Origin of the sequence: Mycobacterium terramassiliense, assembly GCF_900157385.1 — a bacterium.
GTDB lineage: Bacteria > Actinomycetota > Actinomycetes > Mycobacteriales > Mycobacteriaceae > Mycobacterium > Mycobacterium terramassiliense.
The window spans coordinates 47,172-72,962 of record NZ_LT717701.1; the positions used below are offsets into that span (position 1 = coordinate 47,172).

The window sequence follows — 25,791 nt, forward strand, 5'->3', positions numbered from 1 at the left end:
GAAATTGACAGTGTGACTGGTGTGACTAATGCTATTCATGTTGCATAGCTACACGCGCCGAAAGGTCCACCGTGCTGACGCCCCTTGCCAGCCTGCGCCGGCTGGCGGCCTGCTGCACCGCCGTGGCCGCGTGCGCGGTCCTGGCGTGCACTTCCGGACAACCCGTCGCGCGCGCCGCGGACGGGCGCGACCTGCTGGCCAACGCCATCGAGACCACCCGGGGCTCCTACCTCGTCTATAACTTCGGCCCCGGTCGCCCGACGCCGATGCTCAACGCCGGTGGCAGCTGGTACGAGATGAACAACGGCGGCCACCTGATGGTCATCAAGAACGCGGCGGGGCGGCTCGCGCCGCACCTGCTGGTGGACAGCCACCAGGGCGATCAAGCGCGCTGCGAGAACAATCCCGGTGCCCGCACCGGCGAGGGACTGTGGCAGGCATCGGAGGTCTCCCCGCCGCTGCAGGCGTGGCAGCGGCTGGGGCAGCCGACGATCGCGATCAACGCCAACTTCTTCGACATCCGGCCGCAGAAGGCCGGCTCCTGGCGGCAGACCGGCTGCAGTTCCCCGCTGGGCGCCTTCGTCGACAACACCCACGGCCAGGGCCGGGCGAACCAGGCCGTCACCGGCACGGTCGCGTATCCGGGCAAGCAGGGCCTCTCCGGCGGCGGCGAGAGCTGGAGTGCCTTGTCGACGATGATCCTGCCGGCCGGCGGTGCGCCGTATGTGTTGCGCCCCAAGAGTCCTCAGGATTACGACGTCGCCACCCCGGTGGTCGCGGACCTGCTGAACCGCAACGAGCGGTTCGTCGCGGTATCGGGAATCGGCCTGTTGTCCCCCGGCAAGACCGGGCAGCTCAACGACGGCGGTCCCAGCGCGGCGCGAACGGCCCTCGCCTACGTGAAGCAACGCGACGAAATGTACGTCTTCGAGGGCGGCAGCTACACGCCGGACAACATCCAGGACCTGTTCCGCGGCCTGGGCAGCGACACCGCGGTCCTGCTCGACGGCGGCGGGTCGTCGGCGATCGTGCTGCGGCGCGACACCGGCGGCATGTGGGCCGGCGCCGGGTCGCCACGGGGATCGTGCGACACCCGCCAGGTGCTGTGCGACTCCCACGAACGGGCGCTGCCCAGCTGGCTTGCCTTCAACTAGCGCTCGATGGCGGCGACCCGCTTCGCCCGGCTTCGCCGCGCTCGCGATCGCCGCCGGCCGGCCCGAAGCGGAAGATCAGCAGGCTGGCCGCGACGACCGCCGCCGTGACCGCGAACACCGGCGCGACGACGAACCGTGACATCGTCGCGCCGACCAGGGCGCCCGCGCACATCGTGAAAACGACGCTGAAACGCAGCTTCTCGCGGGCGCCCGTCCCGCCGGCCAGGTGGCTGTCCAGGCCAAGGCTGACGATCGTCGACGTCAGCACCGTGGTGGACAGCTCCTGGATCCCGAACTGGCGCGCGCTCGAGTGCTGCAGGCCGAACGTCACCGCGAGCAGGCCGATCATGATCAGCTTGGTGTCGTCGTGGTAGTGCAGCACGCCGCTGCCCGCCAGGATCGACAGCGTCACCAACAACACGATTTCGGTTGCCAGCACGGTGGTTATCCAAGGCCGCACCCGTTCACCGAAATGCCGGGCCAACCGGCCGCTGACGATCGTGGTGCAGACGAACGTCGGCAGGGCCACCACGACGGCCGTCAGGTCGATGTTGGTCCTGGGGGCCAGCCAGAAGCCGAGGAAGATCACGTTGCCGGTCATGTTCGCCACGAAGACGTGGCCGAGCACCAGGATGCTGATCGCGTCGGCCAAGCCGGTGGCAAAGGTCAGCAACAGCAGCGCCGCAACGGTCGAGCGCTCGGAGACCGGCGACGCAAGGGGCATGTGCGGGTTGGGATCCGGCGCGTCAGACCTGCGGGGTCAGGTCCAGCGAGGTGATCGTCGTCATTCTCGTCACCAGCCAGCGGCCGTTGGTGCGCTTCATGAACAGCCGGTAGGACAGGTATTTCAGCGACGGGATGTTCTTGGTCAGCGGGCTGGTGGACGTGGTGTTGGTGTACACGATGACGACGGCATTCGGATCGTCCAGCGACTCGACGGCCGCGCCGGTGACTTCGGTGTGGTTGCTGACCTTCGCCTGCTTGTTGGGGGCCACGATCGCGTCGACGAATTTGCGGTACTGGGCCTCGAAGTCGCCGCTGAGGTAGGCCGCCGCGCGATCGGCGAGGCCATCCATGTTCTCCGGTGTGTACGTCCAGAGCGTGGTGATCGCGTTGGCCGCGGTCTGCGCCACTTTCAGCTTCGTTGCGGCGCTGGCGCGATCGGTCAGATACGGCTGGACCATCGCTCCCGCGAACGCCGCGGAACCGACGAACAGCATCGCGGCGAGCGTGACGACGATGGCCAGCCACTTGCCGGCCAGCAGCTTGCGGCGGGGGCGCTTTTCTTTGGCATCCGTCGCCGCCTCTTCGCCGTCCGCCGTGGCAGCGTCGGCGACGTCGGCGGATTCGGTTGCCCCATCGGCGCTTTCGCTGGCCTCCGCGGTGTCCTGGCCGGAGGATTCTTCGGTCTTTTCCGCGTCGGCGGTCAGGTCACCTGCAGCAGGTTGCTGATCTTCCACTGATTCCCTTCCTGCGTGACGGTTGCCGTCCAACGATTGGTGTTCTCGAACACCTGCTTTTCGTCCGGCGACTTGGAGGTCACGTCGGTGGCCACCATCACGGTGGCGCTGCCGTCGTCGTTCCACCGTTCCAGCCCGGAGCCCAGGACGGTGCCGGTCGCGGGTTCGGCCCGGGCGACCTGCAGCAGGATCTCGTTCGCCTTGTCGTGGTATTGCTTGGCGAAATCGCCTGTCGCCTGGGCCAATATTCGGTTCACATAGTCGTTGGCGTGATAGGGGTCGATGGAGGTGAACTGCGTCATGAACCCGCCCACGTAGCTGAGCACCTCGCGCTCCTTCGACGCGACGCGCGTCCGACGATCGTGAGAAATCAGCATCAGCGTGCATGCCGCGATCGACATGACCATCAGCACCGCGGCGCCCGCGACGGCCGCCGGCATCCACCGCGGTCGCGACGGCGGCACCGGGCGCGCCACGAGCAGCGGCTCCTCGCCGGGCCCAAACTTGCGGCGGGGGCTCATTTTCCGTTCCCCGGCGGTTTCGGTCTGGTCAGCACGGCGAGGTCGTCAACGCGCCAATGCGCGTCCGCGCCCTTGGCAAATTCCACCCGAACGCTCGCGCTGATGTAGCGCTCCTCGGGTCCCACGCCGCGCCGCCCCTGCAGGAACAGCAGCATCGTCGCGCGATCCGGCGTGACCGATTGCACCGACCAGTCGGTGGGCCAGTACTCGTTGATGACGGGATTGCCCCTCTGGACCACGTCCTGCTGCGCCGCCAGCTGGCTTCGGTACTTGTCGGTCGCCAGCGACCGGGCGCGAGCGAAGTCGTCGCGCAACGATTTCGGGTCGTACGTCAGCATCTGCGCGACCATCTTGGGTCCCTGCGCCTCGATCTCCGCCCTGCTTCGATCGCTCGCCTGATCGCGGGAGTAAACCACCAGGTAGCTCAAGGCGATCCCGGCGAGGCACACCGCCGTCGCGATCAGCACCGCCAGCGTGGTCCAGCGCCGCGACTTTCCCAGCGCCTCGTCGTCGGGTTCGACGCGGCGCGCTTCGGTGCCCAGCAACATGTCGGCAAAGGTGCGGCGCCGCGAATCCCAAAGCGGCCAAAGCCATCCCACCACCGATGCGGTGTCGAGCAGGTGGGCCAGGTCGCGCAGCAGCAGCCCCCACGGCCCGATGGTCGTGCCGTCGCGGCGCACCACCGCGATTCCGAACAGGCCGCGTCCCAGGCTCCAGCCGGTAAGGGTTGGCAGCAGCAACCGGTCGGCCAACATCAGCAGGATGGCCAGGCCGACGACCGAGACACACACCCACCACCAAACGGGGTGCGCGGCCACGGTCCAGGCGACCAACGCCATCGTCGTCGCCACGGCGGCACACGGCAGGACGTCGACGGCAAACGCGGCCGCTCGAATGCGCCAGGGGGCCAAGGCATCCCGCGGTGACTCCGGTACGGTCGCCGTGGTTTCAGTCCGAGCCTGAATCTCCTCGACCACCACCGTCACTTCGTCACCTGGTCGAGCTTGGAAATCCGGTACTGTCCTTCGGCGAATGCCATCTTCACCCGCAGGCGGTAGCCGGTTTCCTTTTGCGACTGGTCGCTTGTCACCTTGACGCGCATCGCGACGAGCACGTCGACCGTGCCGTCGTCGTTGTTACGCTCCACCGCCGCGCGCGCATCGGACACCTGAACATGGATGTTGGCCGCCTGGTATGCCTGAACGATCATGTTGGTGTACAGCAGCGCCTGAGAGCGGAACGCGTCGGTGCCGCACTCGATGATCTTCTGTTCGCTCTGGACCATCGCGTTGGTGTCGGGGGCCTGAGTCGCCGACACACAATCCACCGCCGCCTTCAGCGCCGCGGCGTCGTTGCGCGCGATCACTTGGCTTTGGTGGTGGTAGCGCAGGGCGAAGTAGCCACCCGCCCCGAGGGCGCCGGCCAACAGCACCAGCGCCGCGGCGATGCCGGAGAGCCACCCCCGGCCCAGTCGCGACGGCCGGCGTTCGGCTGTCGCGGTGCCGCCCTCGGCCTCGTCCCCGGACTCCGGCGTCTCCTCCGCCGTGGTCTCCTTGGATGCCGGCGCCTCGTCGGATGCCGGCGCCTCGTCGGATGCCGGCGCCTCGTCGGATGCCGGCGCCTCGTCGGCCGCCTCCTCGGACTCCAGCGTCTGCTCGGTCCCGTCCTGGACCGTCACCGCCGGGCTGGTCTGCGCGCCGTCCTCGGATGCGTTCGAGTCCTCGGGCGTCGGCTGCGGGGTGGTCTCCTCGGCAGCAGCCGCCGGCTCCTGATGGATCTTCGGACTGGACTTCTGGGAGTGCCTACGCAGTCGACGAAACCTCGGCATGGGTGGGGGGTTCAGCCGGCCGGTGCCAGCATCTCCTTCCATCCGTCGTCTCCTGTTTTGGTCGAGTTCTCGACGGAGTATTTCACCCCGTCGGGCCCCACCAGTTCACCGCTCTGCGGACTGTAGACGGCGGCGGGGGGCCCGCTCGGAGTGTAGACACACGGATTGGGCTGCTGGCCGTTGCACTGCACCGTGCCGCTCCCCGGCCGCGACAACGGGTCGCTGGTCGGCGGCGGCGTGCCCGGGACGCGGTCCGACGGAGCCGGGTTGAGGCCATTGTTAATGGACGGTGCCGGAATCACCATGCCGGGCCGCACCGACTGATCGCAGCGCGCCGCGGGGGCGGGGCAGGTCAGGATCTGGTTCGGGTCCCCGTACCAGGGGTTGGTGCCCGCCGGAACGTACGGGTTGGGGTCGCGGCACTCCCGCGGCGTGGCCGCCCGCTTGCCGGGCGCGTCCGTGCACGGGATGTTGCGCGAGCCGCGCACGCTGTTGGCCGGGGTCTCCATCGGAATCTTGCAGTAGGTGCCCGACGGCAACGGCGCCAGGTTGGTGTCCGCCGGGGACCGCCACTCCGCCGCCGGAATGAAGCCGGTCAGGCAGGGCGGGGGCTGGTTGATCGACAACGCCAGGTCGAGCGCGGCCTGGTTCGGGAACGGCGCGGCCACCGTCTGCGCGATGGAGGCACCCTGGGGCAAGAAGACCAGCACCTGCTCAACACCGGTGTGGTAGCGCTTGAGCAGGTCGAACACGACCTCGAGGTTGGCCAGCGTCTGCGGCAGCGAGTCGCGGACGTCGTTGAAGACCGAGTTGACCTGGTCGGCCGTCGGCGCCGCCTGGCGCAGCACGCTGCGCACGTGGGTGTCCTCCCGGGCGGCCTGCGCGGACAGGTTGTTCAGGTTGCGCGCCCAACGCTCGATCGCGGCATTGGAATTGACCTGACTGTCCAGGATCGGCCCGGAGTTCTGAATGATGTCGTTGACGTCGGTGATCTGGGTTTTGAAATCACCGACGATCGCCTGGGTGGAGTCGACCAGCCGCTGCAGGGCGGGCCCCAACCCGCCGACGGACTGCGCCGTCTCGTCGAGCAGTTGACCGATCTTCTCCTTGGGCAGCACGGCAAGCCCGCGGTTGGCGGTGTCCAGCGCCGGGCCGATCTCGGCGGGCACCGTGCCCTTGGTGATGGTCTGGCCGTCCGCGAGGTCCTTGCCCGGGTGCCCGGTCGACACCAGGTCGAGGTACTGCTCGCCGACCGCCGACACCGAGTGCACGTTGGCCACGGCATCGACCGGGATCTTGTAGCGGCTGTCGATGCTCATCGTCGCCTGCGCGCCCGTCTCGGTCGGCTCGACGTCGGTGACCTTGCCGATGGTGATGCCGCGATAGGTCACGTTCGCCGTCGGGTACAGCCCACCTGACGCGGGCAGGTCGGCCTTGAGCGTGTACCGGCCGACCCCCACCAGGCTCGGGATCTGCAGGTAGTACACGCCCAGCACCAAGATCGAGATCACGGTCAAGATGCCGAACGCGATCAGCTGGCGTCTGATGAAGGGAGTCAGCAATTCCTATCCGCCCTTTCCACCAGGGGACCGCCGGGCGCGTCGTTCGGGTTCGGCGTGTAGCGGACGTCGGGGATCATCGTCTCCGGGTCGCGCCCGTACGACTGCTCGAGCGCGCGCAGGGCACCCGACAACCCGGTGCCGGTGAGGAACGCATTGTCGATCGAGCTGTAAGTGACGTCCAGGGTGATCGAAATGTTCTGGTAGTCGCCGCGCATGAGCTTCGGAATCGTGTCGATGTCGTAGGGCTGCGTCAGGATCAGCTTCAGCGCCCCGATCAGGTACGGCGACGCCCGGCCGAGTTCCTTGAGCGGGCATTGCAGCGCCTGCAGATCCTGGTGCAGCGGGCCGCGCGCCTCCGACAGGTACTGGTCGGCGGCCTGGCTCAGCCGGCCGACGGAGTCGACGGCGTTGATCAGCAGCTGCTTGGTGTCGGCGAAATGCTTGATCAGCGGCGGGAGGTCGGTCAGCGCCCGATCCAACACATCGGCCCGGCCACCCACGTACGTCAGCAGTCGGTTGGTGGAGTCGATGGCGTGGGTGATGTCATCGCGCTGCTGGTTGAGCTGGTCGGTGAAAGTGTCCAGCTTGCCCAGGAACGCCCGGATCTGGTTGCCCCGCCCGTTGAAGATGTTGAAGACCTCGTTCTGCAGCACCTCCAGGTTCGGGATGCCGCCGCCGCGCAGGATCAGCGACAGGCTGGCCAGGGTCTGTTCGGTGGTGGGAAACGCCGACGAGTTCTTTAGGGGAATGGTGTCGCCATCCTTGAGCTGCCCCACCGGGTTGGGCGGTGCCGCCAGCTCCACGTGCTGCGAACCCAGCAGCGAGGTCTGGCCGATCTTGGCCGTCGCGTTCTTCGGCAGCTTGACGTTCTTGTCGATCCCCAGCTTCAGCGTGGCCACCCAGTTCTTCAGCTGAATGTCCTTGATGGAGCCCACGAACACGTCGGCGACCATCACCTTGCTGTTCCCGTTGATCGCGAGCGTGTCCGGCATCTGCACGTAGATGGTCATCGCGCCTGAGCCGCTGCCCGGGCCGCCGGGAATCGCCACGTTGGAAATCCCTTTCCAACCGCACGAGCTGAGCACCAGCGCGGCCGCCCCCAACACCAGCCCCTGCCAGGCGCGGTGCCGAACGATCCTCGTCACGCCCCTCACTGGCCGATTGTTCGGCTTGCTCCTCGCGCGTACCGCGCTCCTCGCGCCCCTCACTGGCCACCCCCTAGGTCAGCCGCGGCGGGCGCCGCCGGCCCACCGGCGTTGGGCGCCGGCGCCGCTACGGGTGCGGGCGTCGGAGCGACCGGGCCGGGGAGCACCTCCGGCCCCGGCGGCGGCGGGGGTATCGGCACCTGCGGGGGGTTTTGACCGATCACCGGCGAGGGGCCCTCGTCGTAGGCGTTCGGCGGTCCGGGCGGGGTGTGGAGAGTCGACTGCACGGGCGGAATGTTGGGCCCGCCCATCAGTTCGGCAAGCGACTCAGGCGTCATCAGGCCTTGCGTGATCGGTCCCACCTGCTGCCCCTGCATGCCGGGGGCCACGATCCACCCGTGTTCGGTGTTGCGGTGCGACGTCGGCGTATCCGGTGACCAGATGCCCGGGACGGTGGTGTCCTTATATCCGTCCGGTGGATGCAGGCGAGGCTCGGAGTAGGCGACCTCCTTGGGCAGCGTCTCGGCCGTGCTGGCTACGTTGAGGCCGAACGGCAAGTAGTTGAACTTGATCGCGTCGAGGATCGGCGCCAGGTATTGCGCGCACAGCTCAGCGGAGTCCTGGTAACCCAGCCGGCTGCCGGCCTGAATCGAGCTGCAGATGAACTGCATCGGGTTGGCGAAGTTGGTGATCGCCGGGACGGCCACCACCGACCCGTGCGTCGGGTGGTAGATCTGGTTGATGTTCGCCGCGGCCGTCGGGAGGACGTGCAGGGCGGTCTCCAGACCGTTCAGCGGGTCCGGCTGAAGCAGCGTGTTCGTCGCCGTCGCCAGGTTGTTGACGTCGTGGGTCAGCACCTCGCGGTTCTGGTCGAGCCAGGGCCGCACGGTCTTGAGCAGGCCGTCGAACTGCGTGATCGCGTCGGCCAAGGCGCCGTCGGAGCTGGCGAGCCGGCCGGTGACGTCGGCCAGGTTCTGGTTCAGCGCGACGAACTGCTGATCGTCGGCGTGCAGGGCGTTGACGAACAGCGCCAGGCTGCGCACCACCGCAAAGAAGTCGCCACGCCCCTCGTTCAGCGCGGTCAACGCCTGCGACAGGCTGTTCAGCGTGGTGTTGATCTGCTTGCCCTTGCCGGCCAAGCCGTTCGCGTAGGACTCGATGACCTCACCGAACGGGCCCTTGGGCTGCTCGGGCGTCGGACCCAGCTTTGAGATGATGTTGGTGATGCTGTTGCGCAGGGTGTCCCACTCCACCGGCACCTGTGTGCGCTCTTCCGGGATCACCGCGTCGTCGCCAAGCACGGGCCCGCCCTTGTAGGCCGGCTCCAGCTGGATCGCGCGCGAGGCCACCAGGGTGGGGTTGAGGATCACCGCCGACGCGTTGGCGGGCACCTTGTACTTGTTCTGGTAGTGGAAGGTGACCTTCATCTTGTCGCCGGCCGGCTCGATCTTGTCGATCGTGCCCACCCGCAGCCCCATGATCTGGACCTTGTCGCCCGGATACAGCGCGTTGGCCGCCGGGAAGTAGGCGACGACGGTGTTGTTCGTCAGCTTCTGGTAGAGCCGCCAGCCGACGAACGCCAGCACCAACGCCAGCACAATCACCAGCGAGCCGATGATCACCGACGTCCGGGACAGCTTCGGCAGCCGGATGTTGCGGACATCAAAGATGGTGCTCAATTCTGGCTACCTCCCGTGATGCCGCTGCCTCCCGTGCCGCCGGGGTTGATGAACGGTGCCGGCAGCTGGATCCCCGGCCCGGGCGGTGCCGGTGGTCCGGGCGGCAGGGCGGGCGCGAACGTCGACGGGGGCGGTGTCGGACCAGCCGGCCCCAGGTTCTCGGTGCGCGCGCCTGGGGGTGCCTGAGTCGGCAGCGGCACCGGCGTGCCCGGAACGTTCGGCGGCGGGTCACCCGGCCGGCCGGCGATGTTGATGCCAGGGGTGGGCGGCAGCCCGTCGGGGTTCGGCGGAGACGTCGCGACGTCGACGGGCGCCGGGAAACCCACTCCACCGAACGGGCCGATGGACGCGCCCGCGCACGGCAGCGGGTTCCACGGCCGCGGCAGGCCCTCGTCGCCGACGGTGACGTTGCCACCGGGGTTGGCCGGCGTGTACGAGCACGGCGACCCGGGCGGGACTGCCGGACCGGGGTGCTCGGGCGTGCCCTCCAGCGCCGGCGGCGCCGGCGGCGGCGCGCCGTTGGGCTGCCGGGTGCCGTTCGGGTCGGGCCACCGGAATTCCGGCAGACCCGCGCTGCGCCAGAAGTTCTCGGGGTCAATGCCGCGCTTCTTGAACGCGGCGTCGATGAAGGGCTGCACGATCTGACCGGGAAACAGGTTGTGCAGCACCACCTTGAAGAACGGTCCGGACGCGATGGCCTCGTTCAACGACGGCAGGAATTTGCCGACCTCGGTGAAACCGGCGGCGAGGTCGTCCTTGCGCTGGACCAGGATGTCGCTGACCGTGCGCAACTGCTCGAGCACGTGGTTGAGGTTGGGGTTGTCGTTGATGAAGCCCTTGATCTGTTCGGAGAAGGCGGCGATGTTGCCTAGCAGCGCGTTGATCGCCTGGCCGCGCTCGTTGAACGCGGCCAGCAACACCTTCGCGTTCACCAGCAGCCGGTCGATCTGCTCGCTGCGATCCCCCAGGATGCCGGCCACCTGATTGGCCTGCGCGAGCAGGTGCTTGACCTCCTCGTCGCGCTTGCCGATGGTGTCAGAGAACTTGGCCACCCCATCGAGCGCGGAACTCAGGTGCGGGTAGGTCTGATCGATCGTCTCCGAGAGCACGTGCAGCGACTGCTTGACCGTGTCGATGTCCCAACCCTGCGCGGCCTTGGTCACGTCGAAGAACGCGTCGTAGATCTGGTAGGGCGTGGTGCTCTGCCCGATCGGCAACGACGCCCCGGGCCGCAGCTCCTGGCTGCCCCGGTTCTCGATCTCGAGGACCTTCTTGCCCAAGATGGTGTCGGTCTTGATCGCCAGCCGGCTCTCGGTGCCGATCCGTTGGGTGCCGAGATTGAATTTGATCAGGATGTGGTCGCCGTCGATCTTGAGGCTTTCGATCTTCCCGACGTCCATGCCGGCGATGCGCACCTTGTCGCCGGTGCTGATGCCGCCGGTGTCGGTGAACTGCCCGTAGTAGTGCGGTCGGGCCATCAGCATCGGCACGCTGGTGAAGCTCTGACCGACGCCGATGACGAGCAGCGTCACGATGATGCCCATCAGGCCGATGCGCATCCGGTTGGGGGGTTCCAGCGTCCTCATTGCGGCGTGCACCTACCCGTCGGCTGCGAGAAGAGCTTGACCGTGCGCACCGGCCCACCGGCCTGCAACCCGTTGATCTTGAGGGTGATGTCGCAGGCGTAGAAGTTGACGAAGTCGCCGTAGGAACCGATGGTGCGCCCGATCATGTTCAGCGCGGTCGGCACCTTGTGGATGAAGTCGTTCAGCTGCTCGCGCTGATCGATGAGCGGCTGCTGGACGGCGTCGAGGTAGTTCAGGGTGCTGTGCAGCAACCCGCGGTCCTCGGCCAGCAGGTCGGCCACCGTCCCGGCGGCGTTGCTGATATGCGCGGTTCCGCCGGCCAGCTGGTCACTGTGGTTCTTCAGCCCGGTGATCAAGCCCTCGAGGTTGTTGACGGTCTGATCGAATTGCTGGCGATGCCGGACCGTGGTGTCCAGAACGACGTTCAGGTTCTTGATCACCTCACCGATGGCCTGGTCGCGCTGCCCGAGCTGAGAGGTCAGCTGCGCGGTGTTGTCGAGGATGTCGTTGATGGTGCCGCCCTGCCCCTGGAACACCGTGATCAGCGCGGTCGCGATGGTGTTGACCTTCTGCGGGTCCAGCGCCCGAAACAGCGGCTTGAAACCGCCGATCAGCGCGTCGAGGTCGAGCGCCGGCGAGGTCCGCGACGCGGGGATGAAGCCCCCCGGGGGCATCACCTTCTCGGAACCCTCGCCCTCGCCGCGCTTGAGCTCCAGGTAGCGGTTGCCGATCAGGTCGAGGTAACGGATCTGCGCGGTCGTCGACTGGTACAGCGGAATCGAACGGTCCACGCTGAAGTCCACCCGGGCGCGCCTACCGCCGTCGACCAGCTTGATCGAACTGACCTTGCCGATCTCCACGCCCGAGGCCCGGACGAACTGGCCCTGCCGCAGCCCGCTGACGTTGGTGAATTCCGCGGAGTACCCGTAGGTGCGGTCGAAGCGCATCTGACCGAACACCACGATGATCATCACAGTGAAGATCAGCAGCACCAGCGAGAAGATGCTGAGTCGGACGATGGTTCCGGAGATTTTCATGGGTTGATCGTGTTATCCCCTACTTGGCGGCCCCAGACGTACTCGATCGCGTACGGGGAACCGGTGTCGAGGTGGTTGTACGGCGCGATGCTGTTGCCGGAGTCCATCACCAACTCGGGCGCGGGCCACAGGTCGTGGGTGATGTGCTGCCAGCAACCCGGCGCGCCGCCGGGCCCGCCGCGTGCGTTCACGCGCGGCAGGTTCTCGGGCCACACGTACGGGTTCGGCGCCCCGCCGATCAGAGTGGCGATGTTGCCCAAGGCCGAAAGTCCTTGGGTGGGCAGCGCGAAGATTCCGATCAGGCCGACGAGGGTCACCGCCGACACCGGATTGAGCAATAAGCCCAGCCCGGACAGCAGCTTCGTGTCGGCGTTGAGCGAATAGCCGTTGCCGCCGAGGAAGCTCCGGGCCGTGGGCTCGATGTCGTGGTAGTTGCGGACGGTGCAGAACAGCTCGGGACTGTAGGTGTCCAGCAGCTGGGCCGTGGGCACCAGGTCCTTGGCACCCCGCGCCAGGTAGGGCCCGCCCTTCTCGAAGATGTCGGCGCCGGTGTTGCCGAAGCCGGCCGCCGACAGCAACGCCTGGTCGAGGTCCTTCTGCTGCGCGTTGATCGTGCGCGACGTGACGACGGCGTTGTTGAGGAAGTCGAACAGGTCCGGCGCGGCGTTGGCGTAGGTGTCGCCGAGACCCGCGAGCTGGCGGATGTCGTGACGGGCCTGGGGCATCTGCGGGTTGACGTCGTCGAGGATCGCGTTGGCGTTGACGACCGACTGACCGAACCGATCACCCAACCCGGTCAGCGCCTGCGCGGCGGCGCTCAGCGTCAGGTTCAGCTTGACCGGATCCACCTGCTGCGCGATCTCGGTGATGGTCTGGAACAGCGTGTTGATCTCCGTCGTCACCGACCTGGCGTCGATCACGGTCTGCGGCGTGATCCGTTGCGGGGACGGGTTTTTCGGCGTCGTCAACGACACATACTTGCCGCCGAACACCGTGGTCGCCTTGATGTCGGCGTTCACGTTCGACGGGATCAGCTGGAGGTATCTCGGATATACGTCGAGGCTGAACTTGGCCGCCGGCTTTCCGTCCTTGACGACCTCCGAGATGTTGGCGACCCGGCCGATCTCCACCCCGTTGTAGGTGACCTTGGAGCCGGGATCCATGACCAGCCCGGCCCGGGAGGCCACCATCGTCAGGTGTTCCTTCTTGGTGAAGTCCCCCCGGAACTGCCCGTAGACCAAAACAAGAGCCACCGCCGCGGCGACCAGCATCGCGACCCCGGCCAGCTTGTACGGCGGGTTGCGCGCGGGATTGATCTTTCCGGGTTGCCCTGTCGTGGTGGTCATGGCTACACCGTTAAAGCGAAGTTCGGGTTGACGCCGTAAAGCGCCAACGCTGCGGCCAAAACGACAACCTGCACCGATACCAGCGAGAAGCGCATCGATCGGCCGACGGCCTCGCCGACGCCGACGGGCCCGCCGCCGGCGTTGTATCCGTAGAAGCAATGGGTGATCATCACCACCGCCGTGATGATGATGGCCTCGACGAACGACCAGAACACGTCGTCGGGGCGCAGGAACGTCCGGAAGTAGTGCTCGTAGGTGCCGTGCGACTGCCCGTAGATCACGGTCGTGGTGATCTGCGGTGACAGGAACGACATGATCATGGCCAGCGAGTACAGCGGGATGATCACCACCAGGCCCGCCATGATCCGGGTGGTCGCCAGGAACGAGATCGACTTGATGCCCATCACCTCGAGGGCGTCGATCTCTTCGCTGATCCGCATGGCCCCCAGCTCCGCGGTGGCGCCGGCCCCGACCGTGGCGGCCATCGAGATGCCGGTCACGACGGGTGCGGCGATGCGCACGTTGATCAGCGCGGCGAAGAAGCCGGTGAACGCCTCGACGCCGATGTTGCCCAGGGACGCGAACCCCTGGATGGCGACCAGGGAGCTACCGGACAGCGTCACGAAACCGACGATGGCGACGGTGCCGCCGACGACGGCCATCGCGCCGGTGCCCATGCCGATCTGGGCGATCAGCCGCAGGGTCTCCTTGCGGTAATTGCGCAGGGCGTGCGGGATGTGCCCGAGGGCGACCACGCCGAACCAGCCCATCTGCCCGATGTCGTCGAGCCCGCGACCGAAGGCACCGCCGTAGCGGTTCAAATTTTCGGCCGCGCGCGGGAAGCGCGAGCGCAGAACCGTACCGGTCGACATGTCAGCGCCCCGTTCCGAAACGCACACCGATGGTGGTCAGGACCACGTTGACCGCGTAGAGCGCGACCACGCAGAGCACCACGGTTTCGTTGACGGCGGTGCCCAGTCCCTTGGAGCCGCCGCGCACGGTCAGCCCGCGGAAGCAGCCGACCAGCCCGGCGATCAGGCCGAAGATCGCGGCCTTGACCGTGGCGATGATGACCTCGGGCAGGCCGGTGATGGTGGTCAGGGTGGCGAGGTAGGCCCCGCCCGACACGTTCTGCAGGTACACGCCGAAGAGGTAGCCGCCCACCAGGCCGACGGTGATCACGAGCCCGTTGAGCAGGGTGGCGACCAGGGTCGCGGCGATCACCCGGGGCACCACCAGCCGGTGGATCGGGTCGATGCCGAGCACCTCCATCGCGTCGATCTCTTCGCGGATGGTGCGGGCGCCGAGGTCCGCGCAGATGGCCGTCGAGCCGGCGCCGGCCACCACGAGCACCGTGGTCAACGGGCCCAGCTGGGTGACCGCGCCGATGGCGGCGCCCGCGCCGGACAGGTCGGCCGCGCCGAACTGCGCCAGCAGAACGTTGAGGGTGAAGATCAGCAACACCGTCAGCGGGATCGACACCATGATCGTCGGCAGGAACGCCACCCGCATGATGAACCAGCACTGCAGGATGAACTCGCGCCATTGGAAAGGCCAGCGGAACAGCGCTTTTCCGGCCAGGACGCACATCCGGAAGAATCCGCCGATGAGAGTCAGCGGCGTTTCCAGCTGGTCGCGCAGGTAGCCGACCAGGTAGGGGCCCCGCCGACTCTCCGTCGTCGAAGTCACCGCTGCCCCCTCCCTTTTGCACCGCCGGCCCGGCGGATTCGCGGCGGATCGAATCGCACGCTCTGCCCCTCGCCTCTACGTGGCTGGGGGTGCCCCCACCCCCTCGCCGCTACTGGGCTGGGGGTGCCCCCGCCTGACCCTACGTCTGTGACCATCGGCTCCCTACCCGCAAGTAGTAACGGAGACCACAGGAATGTACCCGATGGCCGTGAGCGTGTGAACTGCATCCGCACAATTAACCCTTCGTCAACAGCGGGCAAACGTTACAGTTTCTGTCAATCTCCCTCTCCGCTCGTTGAATCACTTGCCGCAGAAGCGTTTTCGGTCATGGTGATGACGCCGTAGCGCACCCGCAGCTCAGTCTTGAGCACCTTTCCGGCCGGGTTGCGGGGCAGCGCATCGACGATCTCGAGCGCTTTCGGATGCTTGTAGCGCGCCAGGCGCTCGGCCAGGTACTCGTGCAGGTCGTCGAGCCGCAAGTCCTCGCCGGCGACGGCCGCGACCGCGATCGGCACCTCGCCCCACTTCTCGTGGGGCCGGCCGATGACGGCGACCTCGACGATCTGGGGATGACCGGCGAGAACGTTTTCGACCTCGGCGCAGTAGATGTTCTCGCCGCCGGAGATGATCATGTCCTTCTTGCGGTCGACCACCCAGACGTAGCCGTCCTCGTCCATCCGGACCAGGTCGCCGGAATGGAACCACCCGCCGGCGAACGCCTCCGCCGTGGCCTCCGGATTGTTCCAGTAGCCGCTCATCAATGTGGGTGCGCGGTAGACGATCTCGCCCACCTCGCCGACCGGCACGTCGTTCATGTTTTCGTCCACCACGCGAGCCGCGACCGTGGGGATCACCTTGCCGACCGAGCCGCGCTTACGGATCGCGTCCTCGCCGAGCAGCATGCAGGTGACCGGCGACATCTCGGTCTGCCCGAACGCGGCCAGGATCTGGGTTCCGGGGAAGGTTGCCGACATCTCCCGCAGCAACGCGTCCGGCGCCGGGGCCGCCCCCCACGACATCACCCGCAGCCTCAGCTCGCGGGGCCGCGCCTGCTGCTCGGCGCACACCGCCTGCCATTGCGCGGGGACCAGGAACAGGCCGGTGACCTTCTCCGCCGCCAGCACGTCCAGCAGCTGCCCCGGGTCGAACGCCCCCAGCGGGTAGATCACCGTGGGGATGCCCAGCAGCATGCTAGTGAGCATGTTGCCGATCCCGGCGATGTGGAAGAACGGGACACCGATGAAACCGACGTCGCTATTTATATCGGCGCCGTTGGTGTACAGACCCGTCATCGTCTGGCCGGTCAGGTTGGCGTGGGTCAGCACCGCGCCCTTGGGGCGGCCGGTGGTGCCGGAGGTGTACATGATCAGCGCCGGCGAATCGTTCGGGATGTCGACGGACCCGTGCGATTCACCGGTCTCGTTAATGAGGTCTTCGTAGCCGAAGACGCGGTCGTCGGTGGCCGCGCCGGCCACGACGATGGTGTCGAGCATCGGCTGCATGTCGCGCACGCCGGTGGCCACCGGGGCCAGCACCGTTTCGGTGATCAGCACGCGGGCTTCGCAGTCCTCGACCAGGAAGACGATCTCGGCCGAGGTGAGCCGGAAGTTCAGCGGGACCGCGATGGCGCCGAGCGCGTTGGCGGCCAGCACCGCCTCGACGAACTCGGTGCGGTTGAGCATCAGGATCATGACCCGGTCGCCGAAGCCGACGCCGCGGCGGCTCAACGCGTCGGCGAGCGCCGAGACCCGGTGGTGCAGCGCGCCCCAGGTGATCGTGTTCCCCAGGAACCGCAGCGCCGTCGCGTTCGGTTGCATCAGCGCGTGCCGCTCCAGTTGGTTGCACCAGTTCTGCCGCCGAGCCAGGTATGGCTGCTCGGTGGCCGCTGTCAGGTGGCTGGCCAATTGCGCGGTCAACTACCGCCTCCCCTTCACCTCTCGCACCGCTTGCGCCAGGTTGATATTTGATAAAACATAGTGTTGTGTGGGTCACATTATGGCTTTAGTGCCACAAAGACAAGACCCGCCCAGCCCGCGAAACCCCTGGCAGCCCGCGTGAACGCACCAATGAAGACGCAGCCGAAGACCCGTCGGCCGCTGCGCCGGGCGCAGCTGTCCGACGAGGTCGCGGCCCACCTGCGCGCGGCGATCATGTCCGGTGCGCTGCGCCCGGGGACGTTCATCCGCCTCGACGAGACCGCGGCCGAGCTCGGGGTCAGCATCACTCCGGTGCGCGAGGCGCTGCTGAAGCTGCGCGGCGAGGGCATGGTCCAGCTCGAGCCGCACCGCGGTCACGTCGTGCTGCCCCTGAGCCGGCAGGACATCCAGGACATCTTTTGGCTGCAGGCGACGATCGCCAAGGAGCTGGCGGCCGCGGCCACCGATCACATCACCGACGCCGAGATCGACGAGCTGGACCGTATCAACGACGCGCTCGAGGCGGCCGTCGGCTCCAGCGAGCCGACCACCATCGCGGGCATCGAGTTCGCCTTTCACCGGGTCTTCAACCAGGCCAGCGGCCGGATCAAGCTGGCGTGGTTCCTGCTGAACGCCGCGCGCTACATGCCGGCCGAGGTGTACGCGGCGGACCCCGAGTGGGGCGCGGCCACCGTCGCCCACCACCGGGAATTGATCGCTGCGCTGCGCCGGCGCGACGCGGATGCGGTGATCGAGCACACGGTCTGGCAGTTCACCGACGCGGCGGCCCGGCTGACCGTGATGCTGAACCGGGCCGGGATCTTCGACTAACCCTGCTCACGTGGCGATCGCGAGGGCGGCGCAGCCGCGCGAAGCGGGTCGCCACCATCTGCTCACGTGGCGATCGCGAGGGCGGCGCAGCCGCGCGAAGCGGGTCGCCACCATCTGCTCACGTGGCGATCGCGAGGGCGGCGCAGCCGCGCGAAGCGGGTCGCCACCATCTGCTGACGTGGCGATCGCGAGGGCGGCGCAGCCGCGCGAAGCGGGTCGCCACCATCTGCTCACGTGGCGAGTTGCTCCGCGCGCTGCTTCAGGTTTTCCGCAAGATGGTCGAGCACGTTCCCGGCGAGCGATTTCACCATCGGCGCGGGGACCGGCAGGGTGGTCTCGACGTCCATGTCCACGGTCAGCAGGCTCGCCGCCCCGGTTTCTACGACGCTGAACAGCTGCTCCTGTTTGGAGAACAGGTCGCCTTGCTGCAGTACCGTCTGGATCTGATTTTCCCCGGGGTAGTAGACCGCCTGGATGAACGTGGCCTGCATGCCTTGGTAATCGGCGTCGAGCCGCACCTGGCTGGGGCGCCCGTCGTCGTAGCGGGCGAGCACCCACAGTCCCTTGATCTCCTCGTTCCACTCCGGGTAGCGCTCGAAGTCGGCGACGATCCCCATGATCGACGCGGCGTTGGCGCTGACCTCGACGGTCTTGCTCAGAACTGGCATTGGCGAAGCATAGCGGGGCGCGCGCGTGCCGAAACCGGCCGCCCCGGCGGCCTTTTCAGGCTCAGCCGTTAGGCTCAGCGTCCACGCAGGCCGTCGCCAGCAGCGCGCGGATGGCCTCTGGGATCGGCACCGGTTTGCGGCTGACCCGATCGACGTAGACGTGCACCCAGTGGCCGAGCGCGGTGGTCGGTTGCGGTTCGCCGCCGTCGTCGGCGCGGAACACCCCGAGCCGGTAGGTGACGCTGCTGCGGCCCAGGCGCGTGACCGCGAGACCCACCGCGAGGCGTTCCGGGAAATGCAGCTCGGAGAAGTAGCGGCAGCCCGATTCGGCGACGATGCCGAGCGCGGGCGTGCTGAGCGGGTCGAGCCCTGTGGTCGTGTTGATCCACCCGTTGATGGCGGTGTCGAACAGTTGGTAGTACACCGCGTTGTTGAGGTGGCCGAACATGTCGTTGTCGGCCCACCGAGTTCCTACCGGCCACAGCACCGGGAAGTCGGCGCTGGTCAGGTTGTCCGACGGAGTTGAACTCATGCTCTACCAGTACCGCATGGCTTGTCGAAACAGGTCCGCCAGAACCGGTTTGCTCATCTCGCGGGGAGCGTTCTGCAGGAGGCGCTGCTGCGGGTAGGCCCCCTCCGTCAGGGCCGCCACGTCGTCGTCGGTGTAGCCCACGCCACCCAGCCCGTTGGGCATGCCCACCGCTCGCATGATCCGGATGAGTTCGCCTGCGAGCACCTCCCCCGCGTCGGACGCGCCGGCGCCCTGCGTGTCGGCGCCGAGCAGCCGAGCGCCCTCCAGGTGCCGCTCGGGGCTGACCTCCGCCGTGAAGCGGAACGAAGACGGCGCGTTCAGGATGACGGCCATGCCATGCGGCACGAGCGGCTCGTCGACCGGGTAGCCCGAGGGGCGGAAGTCACGGACCAGCCCGGCCACCGCGTAGGCCATGCCATGCGGTGCGTGAACGCCCGCGTTGCCGAACGCGATGCCCGCCAGCGTGGCCGCCCACATCATCTCCTCGCGGGCCTGGGTATCGGAGGCGTCGTTCACCGCGCGCTCCAGGAACTGACCCAGGACGCGCAGCGCCTCGCGGCAGCCCAGGTCGCTCCACGGATTGGCGCCTTGGCTCATGGGTCGCAGGCTGGGCCGTGCGGCGGCGCGCCGCCGCACGTAGGGCCGCGCGGTGTACGACTCCAATGCGTGCGACAGCACATCGAGCCCCGCCGCGGCGACGACCTCGCGGGGCAGGCTCGCGGTGCAGTCGGGGTCGACGAGCGCCTCGGTCGGACGCAACGCAGGCGCAGCGATGCCGGTCTTGGCCGACATCGACACGAGGTCGAAGATCGCGATGCCGGTCACCTCGCTGCCGGTGCCCGCCGTGGTGGGGCACGCGATGTGCGGCTTGAGCGGGCCGGGCACGGGCTTGCCCTCGCCGATCGGCGCATTGACGTAGGTCAGCAGGTCGGCGGGGTGGGTGGCGTAGAGGTTGGCGGCTTTGCACGTGTCGATGACCGACCCGCCGCCCAGCGATACGTAGCCGTCGGGGTTGCACTCCCGCGCGAACCGCGCCGCGTCCCGGAACGACGCGTCGGTGGGCTCGACGTGGACGTCGGTATAGGCGACGACGTCCAGCCCCGCCGCCACCAGCGAGTCGCGCGCCTTGGCAAAGATGGGCAGTCCGGCCACGACGGCGTCGGAGAACAACGCCACCCGCCGCAGCCCCAGGGCGCCGGCCCGGTCACCGACCTCCGCGAGGCAACCCCGCCCGAAGGTCAGCCGCGACGCGTCGACGGTGAAGGCGCCGTCGCAATCCGCCGCGGCAATGGGGTAGTCGCAGCAAGCCATGCCGCCATTATCTCGGGTGCAGCGGCGCGACCGGTTCCGCGGTGCCGGCGGGCAGGCGGTGAGCCTCGATGTAGTCCCACCGGATCAGGTAGCCGAGCCCCGGCGCCCGCGGCAGCTCGACGAATCCGTCCGCGCCGAGCGGATCGCAGGGAGCGTCGAGATAGGGCGGGGCGGCGTCGTATCGAACCCCCGGCCCGAGCAGGCCGCGCTCGTAGTATTCGCACACGTCTTCGCTCGTGGCGCCCAGCACTTGCAGGTTGCCGAAGCCGCTCATGTGGAGCTCACAGCGCATGCCGACCGCCTCACACATGCCGGTCAGCTTCATGACGCCGGTGATGCCTCCGCGCAGGACGTCGATGCGGCTGATGTCGGACGCATTGCGCAGGATCCAATCCGCGCGGGTATAGATGCCGCCCTCGGCGATCTCCGGTGAGCAGAGCGGGATTTCGAGTGCGGCGGCCAGCTTCACGTAGGAGGTGACCCGGTGCTCGGGCATCGGGTGCTCGTACCAGTAGAAGCCCAGCCGCTCGAGCTCCCGGCCGACGCGCAGCGCGTCCTCGTAGCTGTGGTAGGTGCCCCACGGGTCGAACATCAGCACCATCTCGTCGCCGACCGCCGCCCGAACCTCGCGGCACGCCCGGATATCCCACTCCACATACGATGGCCGGGGCAGCGCCGGTTGCCGGGTCGCGGGGTTCCAGTAGTGGTACGGGTGGATCTTGTAGGCGCGGTAACCCAGGCGCTGGCATTCGACGGCATGGGCGGCGTACTCATCGGGCGACCCGAGGTTGTTGAAGCTGCTCGCGTAGGCCTTGACCCGCTCGCGGGCTCCGCCCAGCAGCTTGTGTACCGGCAACCCGGAGACTCGGCCGGCCAGGTCCCAAAGGGCCAGATCAATGACGCTGCAGACGTTTTCGGGGAGCTTCGCCGCCCATAGCTGCCGCCAGATCTCCGCGCGGTCGAACGGGTCCTGGCCGGCGAGCAGGGGGCTCAGAAATTGGGTGATCAACGCCTGGTCCCCGGGAAGCAGGCCGTCCTGGTCGCCGTGGAAGTGACCACCGAAGTAGTAGCCCTCGACCCCCTCGTCGGTGAGCACCTTCGTGACCGTCTGCACCACGCGGTAATCGGTATTCAACTGGCCGAACGAGATTCGGTCGACGAACGTCTCGAACGGCACGACCTCGAGCCCGGTGATCTTCATGGCAGCAGATTGTTCCGGGCGGATCGGGGGTTCAAGTAGAGCCGAAGGTCCTCGCCAGGGCCTGACCCTGCAGGGTGAACAGACGCTGGGAGTCGGAAAAGTCCGGCAGCAGCGAATCGAACCCGTGGCAGGCGCGCGGAAACACGTGCAGCTCGGCGGAGACTCCGGCGCGCAGCAGCTGCAGCGCATAGTCGACCGCCTCGTCGCGAAAGGGATCGATTTCCGCGCAGGTGATCAACGCCGGTGGCAGACCGGCGAATTCGCCGCGCCGGGCGGGCACGGCCGCGGATGCGCCCCCGCTCTCGGGGCCCAGGTAATAGCGCCACATCTGCTCTGCCGCCTCGCTGTCGAAGGCCGGGCTGGCGCAAAACTCGGCTTTTGACGCGGTCTCGCGATCGTCCAGTACCGGCTGGTGCAGCAGCTGGAACGCGACCGGCGGCAGCGACCCGTCGGCGGCGCCGTGCGCCAAGCACGCGGCCAGGGCCGCCCCGGCGCTGCTGCCCCCGACGGCCACGCGCGCCGGGTCGACGCCCAGTTCTGCCGCGCTGGCCGCCACCCAGCGCAACACGGCGGTCGCGTCGTCGAGGGCGGCCGGAAAGGGGTGCTCGGGCGCAAGCCGGTAGTCGACCGAGACGACCGTGCAGCCGCCCCGGCGCGCGAGTTCCACGCACTGCCGGTGATCGGTGTCGAGGTTGCCCAGCGCGAACCCCCCGGCGTGGCAGTACACGACCGCGGGGGCCGGAGTGGCCTCGGCGCCATGGTAGATCCGCACGGCGACGCCGCCGGCTGCGGCCGCCACGGTGTCGTCCACGATCTTCACGCCCTGGGAGTCGGTCTGTTCGGCCGACTCCCGGCGGCGCTCGTTGAACGGTTCGCGCATGAGCCGGATCGCGTCCAGCGAGAAGTCGGTCCGCGTCGTCGCGACGGCACGCAGCGCAGGATGCAGCCGTCCGAAACCGTCCAACTCGGTCATCGGCTGGGCTTGTCCGGAGCCCGGAAGCTGAAGTCGGCGGGTTTGAATCTGCGCGTCATTCCCCAGAACGTACGCGCGCTGCGCGGCCACTGGGTCACCACGCGCCCGTTGGCGGCGCGGAAGTAGTTGCTGCACTGCGTGGTCCACACCGTGCCGACCATCCACCGGTCGACCTTGGCGACGAACTCGCCCAGCGCGGCCGGCCCCACCGCGATGTACCTTTTGTTCTTGCGCCGCAGGTATTTCAGCGCCCGCACGATGTAGCGAGCCTGGGCCTCGAGCATGAAGATCACGCTGTTGGAGCCGACGTTGGTGTTCGGCCCGTACAGCATGAAGAAGTTCGGGAACCCCGGGACGGCCATGCCGAGATACGCGTGCGCCCCGTCGCGCCACACCTCCCGCAGCGTCGCCCCGCCCTCGCCACACACGTCCAGCTCGCCCAGGTAGTCGGCCGCGGCGTAGCCGGTGGCACACACCACGACGTCGACGTCGCGCTCGGTGCCGTCCTCGGTGACCAGGCTGCGCGCGCGCAGGCATCGCGCCGGGCTGTCCAGCACCTCGACGTTGGGGCGGGTCAGGGCGGGCAGGTAGTCCGAGGAGAAGACCAGCCGCTTGCAGCCCATCGGGTGATCCGGGGTCAGCTTGCGGCGCAACTCCTCGTCGGCGACGCTCTGCTCGAGCAGGCCGAGCGCGATCGCGGTGAAATCCTGCGTCTTTTCGCTGCCGTGTTCGATCACCGCGATGTTGGCTTCGCTGCGCAACCACAGGCGGGGGCGGGACAGCTTCTTCGCGAGCGGAACGTGGGCGAAGACCCAGCGCTCCCGCCGCGTGTAATGCCGGTCGGGCTTGGGCAGTATCCAGGTGGGCGACCGTTGCACGGAGTACACCTTGGCGGCCACCTTGGTCAGTTCCGGCAGCAGCTGCGACGCCGTCGATCCGGTGCCCAGCACGGCAATGCGCGCGCCCTCGAGCGGGATTGAGTGATCCCATCGCGACGAGTGCATCACCGTTCCGGTGAACGGCTCCTCTTCCACCAGGTCCGGGAGCAGCGGGCGGGTGAACAGGCCGACGGCGGACACCACGACGTTGAAGCGGTGCCGTTGACCGTCCGCGGCGGTCAGGCACCACCGCTGGGTGTCCTCCTCCCACCGCGCGGAACGGATCTCGGTGCGCAGCTTCAGGTGTGGCCGCAGGCCGTGCTTGTCGGCGCATCTCTCGAAGTACTCGAGGATCTCGGGCTGCGCGGACCACAGCCGCGACCAGTGCGCGTTCAGGTCGAACGAATACGAGTACAGGTGCGACTTGACGTCGCAGGCCAGCCCCGGATAGGTGTTGATCCGCCAGGTGCCGCCGACGTCGTCCTCGCGGTCGAAGATGGTGAAGTCACGAAAGCCGGCCCGCGCGAGCAGGATCCCCAGAGCCAGGCCGCCCGGCCCGGCACCGATGATGCCGACGGACAGGTCAGCGCTCATCGGATCTGCAGGCATTGGCCACCGTCGACGACCAGTTCCGAGCCGGTGATGAACGAGGCCGCATCGGAGACGAGAAAGGCGACCGCATCGGCGATTTCGCCCGGCCGCCCGATCCGCCCGAACACCGACGAGGCGGCGAGCCTGCGCTGGGTGGCGTCGTCGAGCATCGGGGTCGCGATGGGCCCGGGGAACACCGCGTTGACGCGGATGCCGAGCGAGGCAAGTTCGGCGGCCGCGTTTTGGGTCAGGCCCCGCAGCGCCCACTTCGCCGAACCGTAGGCGCTGTGCCGGGGGAAGGGGCGGATCGCACCGGTACTGCAGATGTTGACGACGGCCGCGTTCGAGGCTGCCTGCAGCTGCGGGAGCGCCGACTGAATCCCGAGGAACGCACCGAAACAGTTGACGCGCCATGAGTTTTCGAAGCCCTCGGCGGTTTCGTCGGTCAGCGATGCGCGGTGCAGCACGCCGGCGTTGTTGACCAGCGCGCTCAGCGAGCCGAAGCGCTCGACCACCGTGTGGACGGCCGCTTCCCACTGCTCCCGCGAGGTGACGTCGAGCTCGATGCCGACCACCCCGTCGTCACCCAATTCGTCTACCACGGCGGCGAGTTCGTCGGCGCGCCGGTCGCAGGCCGCCACCCAGTGGCCTTCGGCGCGCAGCCGTGTGGCGATCGCCCAGCCCTGTCCACCGGCGGCGCCGGTCACCAGGGTGACGCGCTGATTCATGATGACGTGACCTCGGAGCTGTCGGACAGGCCGCGGCTGGTGACGAATTGGCAGCGCCGGCGCCGAAAGCGCCAGCGCCCGTCCGTGAGAACCAGCTCGTCGTCGTAGAGGGCGGGCCGCAGGTGCAGGTCGCCGGCCCTGACGAACAGCACCTGCGACCGGGCCGTTGCGGTGTCGCCGGCGACGTCGATCCGCGAGACACCGGTGTGGTGCAACCCGCGCGGCGCGTCCCGGAACATCCGACCGATGCCGTCGCGGCCCGCGAAAGTCCTTCCGTAGACCGAAAATTGGGCGTCCGGGACGAAGAGAGCCACGCACTGCTCGATGTCGCCGGCATCGAGGGCCAGCGCGTAAGCTGCGATCACCTCGCGGATGGCGGTGTGGTTGTCGGTCATTGGCCGGTCGCCTCGCGGAGGTGCTCCGCGGCCCCGCGGCGCAGGGCCTGGGATTCGGCCGCCAGGGTGATCATCCGGAATCCCAGCTTCGCCATGGTGCGACCGGCCTTGCCGTCCCCCGCGTGGATGCCGGTGACCAGCCCCGCGGTGGTGGCGGCGGCGTGGATGCGCGCGATGGCGTCGATGATCGCCGGATGCTGGGTTGCGCCAACGACATCCACTCCCATCGAGAGGGCCAGATCGGCGGGCCCGACATACAGCCCGGCCAGGCCCTCGACGGCGCAGATCTCGCTCAGACCCGACAGCGCCGCCGCCGTCTCGATCATCGCGAACACGCTGACGCGGGATTCCAGGGCGATGGGGTCGTGGCCGAGGCTGGCGCGCAGCGGGCCGAAGCTGCGGATTCCCCTGGGCTGGTGGCGGGTGGCGGCCACCGCCGCGGCGGCCTGATCCGCCGACTCGACCATCGCGATGACGACGGCGTCGGCGCCGGCGTCCAGCACCCGCCCGATCGGCGCCGCGTCGGCGTTGGGCAGCCGCACCACCGTGCCGATGGGGACGTGCTCGATGCGCCGCAACATGCGCGCGATGCCGGCGTCGTCGAGGTAGCCGTGCTGGGCGTCGAAACCCACGTAGTCGTAACCGGTCCGGGCGAATTCCTCCGGCCCGAGCACCGTCGGCCCGGTGATCCAGCCGCCCCATAGCGGGCCCGCCCGCTGCAGCGCCCGCTGCAGAGCGCTCTGCGAATCGTCGGCCACCG

Annotated in this window: 25 protein-coding genes; 2 read left to right on the top strand and 23 right to left on the bottom strand. The window is 68.2% G+C overall.

The genetic code is table 11. The features are described 5' to 3' along the window. Nucleotides 1-44 precede the first annotated feature (44 nt). Complete coding sequence (locus MTAB308_RS14820) at nucleotides 45-1,154, top strand: phosphodiester glycosidase family protein (RefSeq protein WP_108637323.1); 1,110 nt, start codon at nucleotides 45-47, stop codon at nucleotides 1,152-1,154. Here MTAB308_RS14820 and MTAB308_RS14825 read toward each other — a convergent pair. From MTAB308_RS14825 to fadD5, 14 genes are all read right to left on the bottom strand, one after another. Continuing rightward, entirely contained in the window at nucleotides 1,147-1,878 is a 732-nt protein-coding gene (locus MTAB308_RS14825) for a YoaK family protein (RefSeq protein ID WP_077100239.1), read from the bottom strand. The genes MTAB308_RS14820 and MTAB308_RS14825 overlap by 8 nt on opposite strands. Nucleotides 1,879-1,900: 22 nt before the next feature. Further along, on the bottom strand, nucleotides 1,901-2,614 hold the full coding sequence (locus tag MTAB308_RS14830; protein ID WP_077100240.1) for a mammalian cell entry protein: 714 nt from the start codon (nucleotides 2,612-2,614) through the stop codon (nucleotides 1,901-1,903). After that, the gene (locus tag MTAB308_RS14835; RefSeq protein ID WP_077100241.1) at nucleotides 2,581-3,135 is read right to left on the bottom strand and encodes a mammalian cell entry protein; all 555 of its coding nucleotides are present in this window, start codon (nucleotides 3,133-3,135) and stop codon (nucleotides 2,581-2,583) included. Before MTAB308_RS14835 ends, MTAB308_RS14830 begins: the two co-directional genes overlap by 34 nt. Continuing rightward, complete coding sequence (locus tag MTAB308_RS14840) at nucleotides 3,132-4,121, bottom strand: RDD family protein (protein ID WP_077100242.1); 990 nt, start codon at nucleotides 4,119-4,121, stop codon at nucleotides 3,132-3,134. Before MTAB308_RS14840 ends, MTAB308_RS14835 begins: the two co-directional genes overlap by 4 nt. After that, nucleotides 4,118-4,783 (bottom strand): Mce protein, encoded by a 666-nt coding sequence (locus tag MTAB308_RS14845; protein ID WP_077104369.1) that lies wholly within the window; start codon nucleotides 4,781-4,783, stop codon nucleotides 4,118-4,120. Before MTAB308_RS14845 ends, MTAB308_RS14840 begins: the two co-directional genes overlap by 4 nt. A gap of 191 nt (nucleotides 4,784-4,974) precedes the next feature. Further along, entirely contained in the window at nucleotides 4,975-6,525 is a 1,551-nt protein-coding gene (locus MTAB308_RS14850; RefSeq protein ID WP_077100243.1) for a virulence factor Mce family protein, read from the bottom strand. Further along, nucleotides 6,519-7,679 carry a virulence factor Mce family protein gene (locus MTAB308_RS14855; RefSeq protein WP_077100244.1) on the bottom strand — a complete coding sequence of 387 codons (1,161 nt, stop codon included), beginning with the start codon at nucleotides 7,677-7,679 and terminating at the stop codon, nucleotides 6,519-6,521. The genes MTAB308_RS14850 and MTAB308_RS14855 overlap by 7 nt, the downstream gene beginning before the upstream one ends. 50 nt (nucleotides 7,680-7,729) lie before the next feature. Continuing rightward, nucleotides 7,730-9,349: a virulence factor Mce family protein gene (locus tag MTAB308_RS14860; RefSeq protein ID WP_077100245.1), complete on the bottom strand. Its 1,620-nt coding sequence runs from the start codon at nucleotides 9,347-9,349 to the stop codon at nucleotides 7,730-7,732. Next, the gene (locus MTAB308_RS14865) at nucleotides 9,346-10,935 is read right to left on the bottom strand and encodes a virulence factor Mce family protein (RefSeq protein WP_077100246.1); all 1,590 of its coding nucleotides are present in this window, start codon (nucleotides 10,933-10,935) and stop codon (nucleotides 9,346-9,348) included. The genes MTAB308_RS14860 and MTAB308_RS14865 overlap by 4 nt, the downstream gene beginning before the upstream one ends. Beyond that, nucleotides 10,932-11,972, bottom strand: coding sequence for a virulence factor Mce family protein (locus MTAB308_RS14870; protein ID WP_077100247.1), 1,041 nt, complete (start codon nucleotides 11,970-11,972; stop codon nucleotides 10,932-10,934). The genes MTAB308_RS14865 and MTAB308_RS14870 overlap by 4 nt, the downstream gene beginning before the upstream one ends. Further along, complete coding sequence (locus MTAB308_RS14875) at nucleotides 11,969-13,318, bottom strand: MCE family protein (protein ID WP_077100248.1); 1,350 nt, start codon at nucleotides 13,316-13,318, stop codon at nucleotides 11,969-11,971. Before MTAB308_RS14875 ends, MTAB308_RS14870 begins: the two co-directional genes overlap by 4 nt. Nucleotides 13,319-13,320: 2 nt before the next feature. After that, entirely contained in the window at nucleotides 13,321-14,190 is an 870-nt protein-coding gene (locus MTAB308_RS14880) for an MlaE family ABC transporter permease (protein ID WP_077100249.1), read from the bottom strand. 1 nt (nucleotide 14,191) lies between these two features. Then, on the bottom strand, nucleotides 14,192-15,007 hold the full coding sequence (locus tag MTAB308_RS14885) for an MlaE family ABC transporter permease (RefSeq protein WP_077100250.1): 816 nt from the start codon (nucleotides 15,005-15,007) through the stop codon (nucleotides 14,192-14,194). Nucleotides 15,008-15,282: 275 nt separating this feature from the next. Further along, nucleotides 15,283-16,923: a fatty-acid--CoA ligase FadD5 gene (fadD5, locus tag MTAB308_RS14890; protein ID WP_077100251.1), complete on the bottom strand. Its 1,641-nt coding sequence runs from the start codon at nucleotides 16,921-16,923 to the stop codon at nucleotides 15,283-15,285. 150 nt (nucleotides 16,924-17,073) lie between these two features. On the opposite strand from fadD5, the gene MTAB308_RS14895 reads away from it, so the two are divergent. Further along, nucleotides 17,074-17,754 (top strand): GntR family transcriptional regulator, encoded by a 681-nt coding sequence (locus MTAB308_RS14895; protein WP_216823700.1) that lies wholly within the window; start codon nucleotides 17,074-17,076, stop codon nucleotides 17,752-17,754. Between the two features lie 230 nt (nucleotides 17,755-17,984). Here the strand turns inward: MTAB308_RS14895 and MTAB308_RS14905 are convergent, their stop codons facing one another. The 9 genes from MTAB308_RS14905 to MTAB308_RS14945 all read right to left on the bottom strand — a co-directional run bounded on the left by MTAB308_RS14905 (nucleotide 17,985) and on the right by MTAB308_RS14945 (nucleotide 25,789). Further along, on the bottom strand, nucleotides 17,985-18,422 hold the full coding sequence (locus MTAB308_RS14905) for an SRPBCC family protein (protein ID WP_077100254.1): 438 nt from the start codon (nucleotides 18,420-18,422) through the stop codon (nucleotides 17,985-17,987). Between the two features lie 61 nt (nucleotides 18,423-18,483). Then, nucleotides 18,484-18,954: an acyl-CoA thioesterase gene (locus tag MTAB308_RS14910; RefSeq protein ID WP_077100255.1), complete on the bottom strand. Its 471-nt coding sequence runs from the start codon at nucleotides 18,952-18,954 to the stop codon at nucleotides 18,484-18,486. 3 nt (nucleotides 18,955-18,957) lie between these two features. Then, nucleotides 18,958-20,265 (bottom strand): hydroxyacid-oxoacid transhydrogenase, encoded by a 1,308-nt coding sequence (locus tag MTAB308_RS14915; RefSeq protein ID WP_077100256.1) that lies wholly within the window; start codon nucleotides 20,263-20,265, stop codon nucleotides 18,958-18,960. 7 nt (nucleotides 20,266-20,272) lie between these two features. Continuing rightward, nucleotides 20,273-21,466: an enolase C-terminal domain-like protein gene (locus MTAB308_RS14920; protein WP_077100257.1), complete on the bottom strand. Its 1,194-nt coding sequence runs from the start codon at nucleotides 21,464-21,466 to the stop codon at nucleotides 20,273-20,275. 31 nt (nucleotides 21,467-21,497) lie between these two features. Next, nucleotides 21,498-22,439: an alpha/beta hydrolase gene (locus MTAB308_RS14925; RefSeq protein WP_077100258.1), complete on the bottom strand. Its 942-nt coding sequence runs from the start codon at nucleotides 22,437-22,439 to the stop codon at nucleotides 21,498-21,500. Continuing rightward, nucleotides 22,436-23,926 carry a flavin-containing monooxygenase gene (locus MTAB308_RS14930; RefSeq protein ID WP_083746555.1) on the bottom strand — a complete coding sequence of 497 codons (1,491 nt, stop codon included), beginning with the start codon at nucleotides 23,924-23,926 and terminating at the stop codon, nucleotides 22,436-22,438. Before MTAB308_RS14930 ends, MTAB308_RS14925 begins: the two co-directional genes overlap by 4 nt. Continuing rightward, nucleotides 23,908-24,636, bottom strand: a complete 729-nt coding sequence (locus MTAB308_RS14935; RefSeq protein ID WP_077100260.1) for an SDR family NAD(P)-dependent oxidoreductase — start codon at nucleotides 24,634-24,636, stop codon at nucleotides 23,908-23,910. Before MTAB308_RS14935 ends, MTAB308_RS14930 begins: the two co-directional genes overlap by 19 nt. Further along, on the bottom strand, nucleotides 24,633-25,031 hold the full coding sequence (locus MTAB308_RS14940; RefSeq protein ID WP_077100261.1) for a nuclear transport factor 2 family protein: 399 nt from the start codon (nucleotides 25,029-25,031) through the stop codon (nucleotides 24,633-24,635). Before MTAB308_RS14940 ends, MTAB308_RS14935 begins: the two co-directional genes overlap by 4 nt. After that, nucleotides 25,028-25,789: an HpcH/HpaI aldolase family protein gene (locus tag MTAB308_RS14945; RefSeq protein ID WP_077104372.1), complete on the bottom strand. Its 762-nt coding sequence runs from the start codon at nucleotides 25,787-25,789 to the stop codon at nucleotides 25,028-25,030. The genes MTAB308_RS14940 and MTAB308_RS14945 overlap by 4 nt, the downstream gene beginning before the upstream one ends. Nucleotides 25,790-25,791: the final 2 nt, after the last annotated feature.

Bases quoted from the DNA above. Each gene is read 5' to 3' on its own strand.
- MTAB308_RS14825 (WP_077100239.1), bottom strand. From the start codon at position 1,878: ATGCCCCTTGCGTCGCCGGTCTCCGAGCGCTCGACCGTTGCGGCGCTG.
- MTAB308_RS14870 (WP_077100247.1), bottom strand. From the start codon at position 11,972: ATGAAAATCTCCGGAACCATCGTCCGACTCAGCATCTTCTCGCTGGTG.
- MTAB308_RS14940 (WP_077100261.1), bottom strand. From the start codon at position 25,031: ATGACCGACAACCACACCGCCATCCGCGAGGTGATCGCAGCTTACGCG.
- MTAB308_RS14935 (WP_077100260.1), bottom strand. From the start codon at position 24,636: ATGAATCAGCGCGTCACCCTGGTGACCGGCGCCGCCGGTGGACAGGGC.
- MTAB308_RS14915 (WP_077100256.1), bottom strand. From the start codon at position 20,265: ATGGCTTGCTGCGACTACCCCATTGCCGCGGCGGATTGCGACGGCGCC.
- MTAB308_RS14920 (WP_077100257.1), bottom strand. From the start codon at position 21,466: ATGAAGATCACCGGGCTCGAGGTCGTGCCGTTCGAGACGTTCGTCGAC.
- MTAB308_RS14875 (WP_077100248.1), bottom strand. From the start codon at position 13,318: ATGACCACCACGACAGGGCAACCCGGAAAGATCAATCCCGCGCGCAAC.
- MTAB308_RS14910 (WP_077100255.1), bottom strand. From the start codon at position 18,954: ATGAGTTCAACTCCGTCGGACAACCTGACCAGCGCCGACTTCCCGGTG.
- MTAB308_RS14895 (WP_216823700.1), top strand. From the start codon at position 17,074: ATGAAGACGCAGCCGAAGACCCGTCGGCCGCTGCGCCGGGCGCAGCTG.
- MTAB308_RS14865 (WP_077100246.1), bottom strand. From the start codon at position 10,935: ATGAGGACGCTGGAACCCCCCAACCGGATGCGCATCGGCCTGATGGGC.
- MTAB308_RS14880 (WP_077100249.1), bottom strand. From the start codon at position 14,190: ATGTCGACCGGTACGGTTCTGCGCTCGCGCTTCCCGCGCGCGGCCGAA.
- MTAB308_RS14930 (WP_083746555.1), bottom strand. From the start codon at position 23,926: ATGCCTGCAGATCCGATGAGCGCTGACCTGTCCGTCGGCATCATCGGT.
- MTAB308_RS14835 (WP_077100241.1), bottom strand. From the start codon at position 3,135: ATGAGCCCCCGCCGCAAGTTTGGGCCCGGCGAGGAGCCGCTGCTCGTG.
- MTAB308_RS14925 (WP_077100258.1), bottom strand. From the start codon at position 22,439: ATGACCGAGTTGGACGGTTTCGGACGGCTGCATCCTGCGCTGCGTGCC.
- MTAB308_RS14905 (WP_077100254.1), bottom strand. From the start codon at position 18,422: ATGCCAGTTCTGAGCAAGACCGTCGAGGTCAGCGCCAACGCCGCGTCG.